The following is an 8,597-nucleotide window of genomic DNA, read 5'->3' as shown; positions in this document are numbered from 1 at the left end:
TTGCCCTGGGCGGTGGGGCGATGGAGGCGCTTTCGATGCTCCCCCCACCGGCGCGCCTGGGCTCGAGGCGGCCGCGGCTTGCCCGGAGCAGGGCGGGGGCGCACCGTACATGCCGGGGCTCGGTATTTCCTCCTGCCCCGCCCGAATCCAGGGAGGGCGCCGCCAGCAGGCCGCCCGCCTTGTCAAGTGGCCGGGAAAACCTTTATTTTACGCAGCATGAGTGTCTCGTTGCGGAGCAGGAACAGGAGCGGCGCGGGGGCCGCCTGGCGCCATTGCCGGCTGTTGCCGCTGGCCTTGTTGCTGGGCGCTTGCGGACCCCCGCGGGCGCCGTCCCCGGAGCCGTCCGCCATCGAACCGGTGGTGAACGTGGTGGACGAGGACCTGAGGAGGACGGACGGCTTTTCCGAGGAGCTCCTGTATAGCCTGCTGGAGGCAGAGCTGGCGGGGCAGCGCGGGAACGTGGACCTGGCGCTGGAGAATTACCTGCAGGCGGTACGCAGTACCCGCGACCCGAACATCATTCGGCGCGCCGTGGAGATCGCCCTGTATGCGGAACGGCGCGAGGATGCCGGGCGCGTGGCCGAAATCTGGCTGGAGGTGGCCCCCGGCAATACGCAGGCGCGGCAGATCATAGCCCTGCTGGCCCTGGAGCGGGGCGAATTCGACAAGGCCCTGGGGCATCTCCGGGGCATCCTGGAATCCGGCGACACCTTGCAGAACAATCTCTGGCTGGTCGTCGGCGTCTTGAACAGCACCCAGGACGAGGAGACCACGGTCCGGCTCATGGACCGGCTGATGGAAGGTTTCCAGGAAGAACCCCAGGTCCTGTTCGCTTATGCCGGCATCCTGATCCGGATGAACCTGCTGGAACGCGCGGAACGGCAGTTGCGGGAGGTGATTCGGCTGGAGCCGGAGAATGCGGACGCGGCCCTTACCTACCTCTCGACGTTGCGCAATCAGGGCCGCACGGAGGACGCCCTGGAATGGCTTGCCGGGCACGTGGATTCCTACCGGGAAGATCTCTCGCTGCGCCAGTATTACGCCCGTATGCTGGCCGGCGAGGACCGCTTCCTGGAGGCCAAGCGGCAGCTGCAGATCCTGGCCGGGGAACACGAAGACGATTTGGATGTGAAGTTTTCCATGGCGCTGGTTGCCCTGGAGCTGGATCAGCTCGACGAGGCGGGGGGGTATTTCCGGGAATTGCTGTACCAGCAGCCGTACGGAGAAGAGGCGGCCTACTATCTCGGCTGGATCGCCGAGTTGCAGGAAGAGTTCGAGGTGGCCGTCCGCTGGTACCGTTCGGTGCGCGACAAGGAGAGCCGCTTCCAGGCGCGGCTGCGCCTCGCGGTCCTGACGGCCAAACAGGGCGAATTGGAGCAGGCCAGGAAGGACCTGCGCGACATGCAGGCCGAGTATTCCGACAGGCGCAACCCGCTGTTCCAGGCCGAGGCGGAGATCCTCGCCGGGCTGTCGCGTTACCCGGAGGCCATGGCCGTTTACGACGAGGCCCTGGAGGAGTCCGGCTACGACGCCGAGTTGCTCTATGCGCGCGCCCTGGTGGCCGAAAAGATGGGGGAGTTGGAGGCGATGGAGTCGGACCTGCGGCGCATCCTGGAACGGGACCCGGACAATGCCCAGGCCCTGAACGCGCTCGGCTATGCGCTGGCGGACCGGACCGATCGCTACGACGAGGCGTACGGCCTGATTCGCCAGGCATTGCTGCTGAGCCCGAATAACTTTTATATCCTCGACAGCATGGGGTGGGTCCTGTACCGGCTGGGCCGGCTGGAAGAGGCGGTCGGGTACCTGCGCCGGGCGCTGCGGATCAAGAAGGACTCGGAGGTGGCGGCGCATCTGGGCGAGGTGCTCTGGAAGCTGGGGCGGCGCAACCAGGCCCAGGAGGTGTGGAAGCGCGCCTTGCGCGCCGATCCCAAGAGCCGCCAGCTGTTGCAGGTGATCCGGCAATTTTCCCTTTGAGGCTGCCCGCGCCCCTTTCCGCATCGCTGCTGGTCGTGTTGCCGTTGCTCCTGGCAACGGCCTCCTGCTCCCGGAATCTTCCCCGGCTCGCTACGGCCGCCGGGGCGGAGTTGTGGCAAGCGCGCCAGGAGCGCTTGCGCGCGCTGCGTTTCTGGGAACTGAAGGGGCGGGTGGCGGCGCGCGACGGCAGCGAGGTGGCCAACGCCCGGCTGTCCTGGGAACAGCGGGGCGCGGACTACCGGTTGCGGCTTTCCGGTCCGTTGGGCGGCAATCTGCACGAGTTGACCGGCAACGGCCGCGACGGGGTCACGCTGCGCACGGCGGACGCGCGCATTTACCACGCGGAGACGGCGGAGGCGCTGATGCGGGAGCACTACGGGTTGAACGCCCCGGTGGCGGGGCTGCATTACTGGGTGCGGGGCCTGCCCGGCCCCGCGCCCGCGCCCAGCGATCTGGTCCTGGATGAGCGCGGGCGCCTGCGCTCGCTGCGCCAAGCCGGTTGGGAGATTCGGTTCCTCGATTACGCGAAACGGGACGGCATCGAATTGCCGGTCAAATTGCAATTGCTGCGCGGCGAGATGCGCCTGCGAATGGTAGTGCACGATTGGCGGCTGGGCGGACTGTGAGCGCCGCGCCCTCCGGCGCGCTTTCCAGAGCCTGGCCCGCCCCTGCCAAAATCAATTTGTTTTTGCACGTAACCGGACGGCGCGAGGACGGGATGCACTGCCTGCAGACGATATTTCAACTCCTGGGTTACGGCGATCTTCTGGACTTTCGGGTGCGCGAGGACGGCCAACTCCGCGCGCTGTCCGGTTTGCCCGGGCTGGCCCCGGAACGGGACCTCGGCCTGCGGGCCGCCGCCTTGCTGCAGGCCAGTTCCGGAACGCGCATGGGGGCGGATATTTTTACCCGCAAGCGCCTGCCGGCCGGCGGCGGGCTGGGGGGGGCGAGTTCCAACGCCGCCACCGTTCTGGTGGCGCTGAATTGCCTGTGGGGGACCGGCGCCACGGCGGCGGAACTGGCCGCGATTGGCCTGGCGCTGGGTGCGGACGTCCCCGTGTTCGTGCATGGCCGCACGGCCTGGGCAGAGGGGGTGGGGGAGTGCCTGGAGCCCTGCGCGCCGGATCGCCGCTGGTTCCTGGTCGTGGCGCCCGGCGTGTCCGTTTCCACGGCGGCGGTGTTCGGCTCGGCGCAATTGACAGCCGAGAGTCCGCGGATAAAAATACGGTCTTTCTCCTTGGCCAGCGCCCGCAACGATTGCGAACCGGTAACCCGCGCCATGTATCCGGAAGTGGCGCGCGCGATGGACTGGCTCGCCGCTCGCGCGCCGTGCCGCATGACCGGGAGCGGGGGTTGCGTCTTCGCCGCCTTTGCCGCCCGGGCGGAGGCGGCCGCGCTCCTGGCGGAACTGCCCGCCCCGTGGCGGGGATTTGTGGCGCAGGGGCTGGGCCGGTCGCCGTTGCAGGGCAGGCTGTTGCGGGCCCTGCGCGGCAACGGATGGCGCGGGGGGAGCGGTGCGCGGGAAGGCGTCCCGGGAGATCGCACTGGGGTGTAGCCAAGCGGTAAGGCACGGGGTTTTGATCCCCGCATTCCCAGGTTCGAATCCTGGCACCCCAGCCAATCCGCGGCGGCCGTTTTCGGTTAGGAACAGGGGTAGGGGTGCAGGGGTGCGACGCAGGAGGCTATAGTTTGCTTTCTCCCGCCAACATGACGGTCTTCGCCGGCAACGCCAACATGCCGCTTGCCATGCGCATCGCCGCCTGCCTGAACCTGCCGCTGGGGAAGATTGGCGTCGGCCGCTTCAGCGACGGCGAGATCGCGGTGGAGGTGGCCGAGAACGTGCGCAACCAGGAAGTGTTCATCGTGCAGCCGCTGTGCGCTCCCGGCAACGATTACCTGATGGAACTCCTGATCATGGCGGACGCCTTGCGCCGGGCCTCGGCAGCGCGGATTACGGCGGTGATCCCCTACATGGGGTATGCGCGGCAGGACCGGCGCCCCCGGTCGTCGCGGGTTCCCATCACGGCCAAAGTTATCGCCAATATGATCGCCGTGGTGGGCATAGACCGGGTGCTGACGGTGGACCTGCATGCCGACCAAATCCAGGGCTTTTACGACATCCCGCTGGACAACGTGTACGCCTCGCCGGTGTTGCTGGGCGACATTTGGAAGAACCGGATGCGCGAATGCAAGCTGACTGTCGTATCGCCGGACGTAGGGGGCATGGTCCGGGCCAGGGCCCTGGCCAAGCGCCTGGAGGATGCCGACCTGGCGGTGATTGACAAGCGCCGGGCAAAGGCCAACAAGGCCGAGGTGATGAACGTCATCGGCAAGGTGAAGGGGACTGCCTGCATACTCATAGACGACATGGTGGATACTGCCGGCACCTTGTGCCAGGCGGCAAAGGCCCTGAAGCAGCGGGGGGCCAGCCGGGTCACCGCGTATTGCACGCATGCCGTGCTTTCGGGCGCCGCGCCGCGGAACCTCGCGGCATCGCAGTTGGACGAACTGGTGGTTACTGATACGATACCGCTTCGGCCTGCCGCGGAGGAGTGCGGCAAGGTGCGGCAGTTGAGCGTTGCGACGATGCTGGCGGAGAGTATGCGCCGCATTTGCGCGGGCGAGTCGCTGAGTTCCATGTTTATAGACTAGGGTTAGGGTTATCGTGCCGGGCGCGGCCTGTACCCGAACCGGCGGGGGCGGGAGGAGGCGCGCAACCGGACAGGCTTCGGTTCGATTGTCATGAAAAAAGATTTCAATTTATCGGCGCAACGGCGCTCCGAGTTGGGCAGCGGGCCCTGCAGGCGGCTGCGGCGCGCCGGCAAGCTGCCGGGCATTCTCTACGGAGGCGGAGGGGAATGCGTCCCGCTTTGCCTGGACGCCAGGGAGGTCATGCACCACCTGGACGACGAAGCCTTCTATTCTCACATCTTGCAGCTGCGGCTCGAGGACGGGGAACAGCGGCGGGAAGAGCAGGTGGTGTTGAAGGGGCTTAAGCGGCATCCCAGCGAGTCGCGGCTTCTGCACATAGATTTCCAGCGGATTGACGAGAACCGCGCGCTCACCATGAACGTGCCGTTGCACTTTCTCAACGAGGATCATTGCGCGGGGGTCAAACAGGGCGGCGGGCTGGTCAGTCACGTGTTAACGGAGGTGGAGGTCTCCTGCCTGCCGCGCCATCTGCCCGAGTACATCGGCGTGGACATCGGCGCGCTGCAAGTGGGGGAGACGATCCACCTGCGGGAGCTGCAAATGCCGGAAGGCGTCGAGCTTTACAGCCTGAAGCACGGCGGCGACCCCGATCAGCCCGTGGTCTCCGTCCATCTGCCCAAGGCGGTCCAGGAGGAGGAGGAAAAGGTCGGCGAGGAAGCAGAGGCCGCCTCGGCGGAGGGCGCGGCCCCCGCCGCCGAGGAATCCAAGACCTCCGGCGGGCAGGAGGGCTGATATATCGGCCAGGCGCCCGCCCCGTGCCGGTCGCCTCCGCGTCTGGTGGCGGGCCTGGGCAATCCCAGCGGCCCTGGCGGCGGCCATGCGGCCGACCGTCACAATGCCGGGTTTCGCTTTCTGGAGCGGCTGGCGGTAGAACTGGGCGGGGGGAGCTTCAAGCAAAAGTCGTCTTTCGCCGGGGCCGTGTGCCGGCTTTGCCCTTACGGTTCCGATCTATGGCTGCTTAAGCCGTCCACTTTCATGAACGATAGCGGCAGATCCCTGAGAATGGCCGCCGATTTTCTGAAGTTGTCCGGCCCCGACATCCTGGTAGTTCACGACGACCTGGACTTGCCCGCGGGTACGGCGCGCCTCAAGCGCAAGGGCGGACACGGCGGGCATAACGGCGTAAGAGATATTCTGCGCTGCCTGGGAGCGGACGACTTCCTGCGCCTGCGCTTCGGCATCGGCCGCCCGCCGGGCGCAGGCGGCGAGGCGGTTCGGCGCTACGTGCTGTCGTCTCCCGACGAAGCGCAGCGGCGCCTGCTGCAAGAGGCCATGGATCGCGCCCTGCAGGCGATGCCGCTGGTGCTAAGGGGGGAGGTGCAGGCGGCCTTCGACCGTCTGCACGGCGCGGCGGGGGCGCAGGACGGCGCCGCGTGACGCTGCCGCGCGGCAACGGCGGCAAAGCGCCGCGGCCGGCGCCGCCTTGGGCGCCCGTAGCGGCCAGGGGCCGGTAATAGGCTTTTAATGGGCTTTTAATGGGCTTTCGCTGCGGCATCGTGGGGCTTCCCAACGTGGGCAAGTCCACCCTGTTCAACGCCCTGACCCATGCCGGCGCCGCCGCGGAGAATTACCCCTTCTGCACCGTGGAGCCCAACGTCGGCATGGTGCCGGTCCCCGACCCGCGGCTCGGGCAGTTGGCCGAACTCGCGCAACCGCGGAAGGTGGTACCGGCCCAGATGCGCTTCGTAGATATCGCCGGCCTGGTCAAGGGCGCCGCCGCGGGCGAAGGGCTGGGCAACCGGTTCCTGGCGCATATCCGGGAGATGCAGGCCATCGTACAGGTGGTGCGTTGCTTCCGGGAGGACGGCATCGCGCATGTGGCCGGGCGGGTGGACCCGGTCTCGGATCTCGATACCGTGGATACGGAGTTATGCCTGGCGGATCTGGATGCGGTGGAGCGCGCCCTGGCGCAATGCGCCGGCGCCGCGCAGTCTGGCGACAAGGATGCGCGCCGGTTCGCGCAACTGCTGCGGAAACTGCGCGGCATCCTGGACGCCGGCCAGCCCCTGCGCCATGCGCGTCTGGAAGAGGCGGAGCGGGCGCAGGCCGAGGCCCTGCAGCTGCTGACCCTCAAGCCGACGCTGCTGCTGGCCAACGTGGACGAGCGGGGGCTGCGCGGCCACCCTTGGCAGGACGCCCTGCGCGAGCGCGCCGCCCGCGAGGGCTTGGCGCCGGTCTCCTTCTGCGCCAAAGCGGAGGCGGAGATTGCCGCGCTGCCTCCCCGGGAGCGGCGGGAATTTCTGCAACTGCTGGGGTTGGCGGAGCCGGGGCTGAACCAGCTGGTGCGGGCAGGCTATCGTCTCCTGGGTCTGCACACCTTTTTTACCGCCGGTCCGCGGGAAGTCCGCGCCTGGACGATTCGCCAGGGCGATACCGCTTTGCAGGCGGCAGGCAAGGTGCACACGGATTTCGCCCGCGGTTTCATCCGGGCAGAGGTGATCGGCTTCTCCGACTATCTTGCCGAGGGCGACGAGCATAAGGCGAAAGCGGCAGGGAAGTGCCGCGCCGAGAGCAGGGATTACGTGGTGCGGGACGGGGATGTGATCCATTTCCGGTTCAATGTCTGAGTCCCCGCCCGGCGCGGGCCGCGGCGACCCGCGGGCGGAGATGGTGCGCTACATGCGCGCCCTGGCCGAGCGCGGGCTCAACACCGGCTGCGCCGGCAACGGCAGCGTCCGCGTCCCTGAGGGATTGCTGATCACCCCCAGCGGGCTGTTGCCGGAAGAGCTGCGGGCGCAGGATCTAATCGTCCTGTCCCCCGCCGGCGAGGCGCCGCCGGGAGGGCGCCGCCCTTCCAGCGAGTGGCGCCTGCACTGCCGCATCCTGGAGCGCCGCCCCGAGGCGAATGCCGTGCTGCACGCGCATCCCCCCTATGCTACGGCGCTGGCCTGCGCCCGCCGCGACCTGCCCGCCTTCCATTACATGCTCGCGGTTGCGGGCGGCGCCTCCGTGCGCTGCGCCGATTACGCCACCTTCGGCACCGAGGCGCTTGCCGGCAACGTTCTGCGCGCTTTGCGCGGCCGCCGCGCCTGCCTGATGGCCAACCACGGCGCGCTCAGCCTGGGCCCGGACCTGCGCGCCGCCTATCTGCTGCTGCTGGAGCTTGAGAACCTGTGCCGGCAATACTGGCTGAGCCTGCAAGTCGGCGCCGGCCCGGCGCTGCTCTCCGCCGCGCAGATGGAGGAGGCGCTGGAGCGCTTCCGGGATTACCGGCGCCCCGGCCCGGCAGAGCCGGATAGCGGGGGCTCGTAACCCGGCTGCCGCCCGGGGTTATGGCTGCCGCCGCCGGGCGCCTTGATCAGTTCCAGGTGCAGCGTCATCGCGCCGCTGCCGCTTAAACTGCCCCAGCGGGTTTTCATGCGGCGGATTTTGAGGGCGGGCTTGCTTATTCCCCAGCGCGGGAATCTACTATCGGCAATATTTTTGTTCAATGTATTGAACAAAAGTGAGACGCCCAGCGGGGCGGGAATCCGCGATTACGCGTCGTCGCCGTTCAGCGCGATGAGATGCTCTCTGGCGTAAATGCCTTTCTCAAGCATTGCCGCGATGTGGTCTGCGAACAGGCCTTCAAGGCGGCTGATGTCGCCGGTGTCGGCGAATTGAATGGCGGCGATGTATCGGCCGCGATCATCCAGCACCATCGGCAGGAAGCCCAGGCGAATGAGGATGTAGTTCATCAGCAGGCGCACGACCCGCCCGTTGCCGTCGTCAAATGGGTGAATGCGGATAAACCGCTGGTGCAGTTCGGCCAGGAAAGAAACCAAATTATTGTGTTTTTCTTCCGTGTCCCCGCCAAGCCACTGCCGCATCCACTCCGCCAGTTCCGCCATCAGCGCCGGCGTTTCCTCGGGGGCGGCGAATTGAAAGACTTCCCCGGTTTTTGTCAGGACATGGTTGGGCTGCGTTTT

10 protein-coding genes and 1 tRNA gene are annotated in these 8,597 nt (G+C 67.4%); 9 read left to right on the top strand and 2 right to left on the bottom strand.

The window, feature by feature from the left end; all coding sequences use genetic code 11:
- The first annotated feature begins 216 nt into the window (after nucleotides 1-216).
- The 9 genes from OXU43_08165 (at nucleotide 217) to OXU43_08125 (ending at nucleotide 7,941) form a co-directional block, all read left to right on the top strand.
- Complete coding sequence (locus OXU43_08165) at nucleotides 217-1,977, top strand: tetratricopeptide repeat protein (GenBank protein ID MDD9825127.1); 1,761 nt, start codon at nucleotides 217-219, stop codon at nucleotides 1,975-1,977.
- Nucleotides 1,974-2,603, top strand: a complete 630-nt coding sequence (gene lolB / locus OXU43_08160; protein MDD9825126.1) for a lipoprotein insertase outer membrane protein LolB — start codon at nucleotides 1,974-1,976, stop codon at nucleotides 2,601-2,603. The genes OXU43_08165 and lolB overlap by 4 nt, the downstream gene beginning before the upstream one ends.
- Complete coding sequence (gene ispE / locus OXU43_08155; GenBank protein MDD9825125.1) at nucleotides 2,600-3,532, top strand: 4-(cytidine 5'-diphospho)-2-C-methyl-D-erythritol kinase; 933 nt, start codon at nucleotides 2,600-2,602, stop codon at nucleotides 3,530-3,532. Before lolB ends, ispE begins: the two co-directional genes overlap by 4 nt.
- Nucleotides 3,523-3,597: transfer RNA gene (locus OXU43_08150), tRNA-Gln, on the top strand. The genes ispE and OXU43_08150 overlap by 10 nt, the downstream gene beginning before the upstream one ends.
- Nucleotides 3,598-3,684: 87 nt before the next feature.
- Nucleotides 3,685-4,629 carry a ribose-phosphate pyrophosphokinase gene (locus OXU43_08145; protein ID MDD9825124.1) on the top strand — a complete coding sequence of 315 codons (945 nt, stop codon included), beginning with the start codon at nucleotides 3,685-3,687 and terminating at the stop codon, nucleotides 4,627-4,629.
- Between the two features lie 90 nt (nucleotides 4,630-4,719).
- Nucleotides 4,720-5,421 carry a 50S ribosomal protein L25/general stress protein Ctc gene (locus OXU43_08140; protein ID MDD9825123.1) on the top strand — a complete coding sequence of 234 codons (702 nt, stop codon included), beginning with the start codon at nucleotides 4,720-4,722 and terminating at the stop codon, nucleotides 5,419-5,421.
- Nucleotides 5,422-5,466: 45 nt separating this feature from the next.
- Nucleotides 5,467-6,066, top strand: coding sequence for an aminoacyl-tRNA hydrolase (gene pth / locus OXU43_08135; protein MDD9825122.1), 600 nt, complete (start codon nucleotides 5,467-5,469; stop codon nucleotides 6,064-6,066).
- A gap of 98 nt (nucleotides 6,067-6,164) precedes the next feature.
- Nucleotides 6,165-7,256: a redox-regulated ATPase YchF gene (gene ychF / locus OXU43_08130; GenBank protein ID MDD9825121.1), complete on the top strand. Its 1,092-nt coding sequence runs from the start codon at nucleotides 6,165-6,167 to the stop codon at nucleotides 7,254-7,256.
- The gene (locus OXU43_08125) at nucleotides 7,249-7,941 is read left to right on the top strand and encodes a class II aldolase/adducin family protein (GenBank protein ID MDD9825120.1); all 693 of its coding nucleotides are present in this window, start codon (nucleotides 7,249-7,251) and stop codon (nucleotides 7,939-7,941) included. Before ychF ends, OXU43_08125 begins: the two co-directional genes overlap by 8 nt.
- On the opposite strand, the gene OXU43_08120 is transcribed toward OXU43_08125, so the two are convergent.
- Nucleotides 7,896-8,120 (bottom strand): M48 family metallopeptidase, encoded by a 225-nt coding sequence (locus tag OXU43_08120; GenBank protein MDD9825119.1) that lies wholly within the window; start codon nucleotides 8,118-8,120, stop codon nucleotides 7,896-7,898. The genes OXU43_08125 and OXU43_08120 overlap by 46 nt on opposite strands.
- A gap of 45 nt (nucleotides 8,121-8,165) precedes the next feature.
- Nucleotides 8,166-8,597: Fic family protein (locus tag OXU43_08115; GenBank protein ID MDD9825118.1), on the bottom strand; the 432-nt coding region annotated here is incomplete at its 5' end.

This window comes from Gammaproteobacteria bacterium (genome assembly GCA_028817255.1).
Lineage (GTDB): Bacteria > Pseudomonadota > Gammaproteobacteria > Porifericomitales > Porifericomitaceae > Porifericomes > Porifericomes azotivorans.
The sequence above is the reverse complement of the archived record's forward strand: the minus strand, read 5'-3'. Positions and strand labels throughout refer to the sequence as shown.